General features: G+C 64.5%; 2 protein-coding genes. One reads left to right on the top strand and one right to left on the bottom strand.

Going from position 1 to position 1,686, the window contains the following annotated elements:
• Positions 1-436: 436 nt before the first annotated feature.
• Positions 437-562 carry a hypothetical protein gene (locus EII34_RS16655; protein WP_260425199.1) on the bottom strand — a complete coding sequence of 42 codons (126 nt, stop codon included), beginning with the start codon at positions 560-562 and terminating at the stop codon, positions 437-439.
• Here EII34_RS16655 and EII34_RS15645 point away from each other — a divergent pair.
• The coding region (locus tag EII34_RS15645) for a hypothetical protein (protein WP_185711397.1) at positions 552-1,686 on the top strand (1,135 nt) is incomplete at its 3' end. The genes EII34_RS16655 and EII34_RS15645 overlap by 11 nt on opposite strands.

Genomic DNA, 1,686 nt, shown 5'->3' with positions numbered 1-1,686 from the left:
GCGGGGAGATGATGCCGTGGGGTGCCCCGGTGGAGAAGGACCGCAATTGTGGGGAGTCGGTGGTTCATGGGGCTGGGAACTTCCTGAAGTCCACGTGGGATGGGGCGAAGGCGATGGTGGGGTTCGGGCCGGAGGGGTGGAGTGTGGACACGTTGGCCTCGACGTGGGTGGGGGTGGCTGATTTCGTGGGGTCGACGGCGTTGTTGGCGTCTCCGGTGTTGAGTCAGGGGATCAAGTTCTTTGGTGGGGACGATGTCGATGCGTGGGTTGATCGTCGTCATGATGTGGCGAAGACCGCTCTGGGCAGTTTTGTCGGGTATGACCATCAGGCGGCGAAGGAGGGTGGTGATGGTTGGCACAGGTGGAAGGAGGATGGTGTTGCCGCGCTGACGGAGAGTGTGTTGAACATCGGGACTTGTTTCATCCCGGGTGCTGGTCAGGCCGGTGCGGCGACGAAGGTGGGGTTGGCCGGGACGAAGGTCGCGTTGGCCGGGTCAAAGGTCTCCACGGTGGCGTCGGTGGCATCGAAGGTCACCAAGGTGACGGTGAAGGTGGCTGACAACCTGATTCCTGGTGGCGGGCACCTGGTCGAGGGTGTGGCCAAGCTCGTCAATGCCGGCGCGGACACGGTGCGTGGGGTTGATGACGTCGCGTCGGTGAAACCAGCGAAGACACCCGGTACACCGGCAGCGCACACTCCGGTGACGAACACGTTGGATCTTGCGGGTGGGAATCGGGTGGTCAGCAACGGGCCGAACCTGGTCCAGGATGTGAAGGCGCCGAAGGTGCCCGCCTCGCCGGTGGGTGATGTGGCTGACCTGGCAGAAAGCGGAAGTGCTCGGAGAACACCTGCCACGCATGCAGCGTCTGAGGTCGCAGATGATGCCAGGACCACAGCTGCGGGACAACGGCCAGCCACGCCGGGAACTGATGTGACGGATTCGTCGAGGGGCCCCGGGAACAGGGTTCCTGATGGATCGGGTTCAAAGACCCTGGAGGTCGAGACATCCAGACGGCCAGAGAATGTGGGCTCGCGTGCACCGGAGGTCGAGACATCCCGGCTGCCTGAACCGGAACGGGTGAAGACCCCTGATCCGGAGTCGTCACGCGCACCGGAGGGTGAGGGGTCGAGGAATCCAGAGACCACCAGCTCCAGGACTGTTGAGGCAGACCCGTCCCGGTTGCCTGGACCGGAGCGTGTGAAGGCCCCGGACACCGATGCTGCCCGAGCTCCGGAGGTGGAGGGGGCGAGGAGCCTTGAGGCTGGGGCTGGGAAGTCTCCTGATGTGTCAGAGGTGGAGCGTGTGTCCCAGGAGGCTGGCACGCGAGTCGCCGATGATGCGGTGGATGTGGATGCCCGAAGGTCACCAGAAGCCGGGGATGCCGTGGAAGGCCCTGAGGCGCGACACAGCTCCACTGAACCCGATGGCGAGACAACTGCTGCACGCGAGACCACCAGTGATGGACCTTCCGAAACGACCCCGGCGAGGGACCCGAATCAGTGGCCTGGCGAGGAACTTGCTCCGGGTGCTGAGCGTCGGCCGGTGCCGAAGGGTGACCGGGACTGGTGGTATGACGAGGACGGTTACCCCCATGAGAAGGGGGATCCGGACCCAGAGACCACCTTCCGTGGTGAGGGCGGAGACCTGCACAACAAGGAGGGTGGCCGGTATGCAAACGACCCCA

Origin of the sequence: Arachnia propionica, from assembly GCF_003859805.1 — a bacterium.
Taxonomy (GTDB): Bacteria; Actinomycetota; Actinomycetes; order Propionibacteriales; family Propionibacteriaceae; genus Arachnia; species Arachnia propionica_C.
The sequence above is the reverse complement of the archived record's forward strand: the minus strand, read 5'-3'. Positions and strand labels throughout refer to the sequence as shown.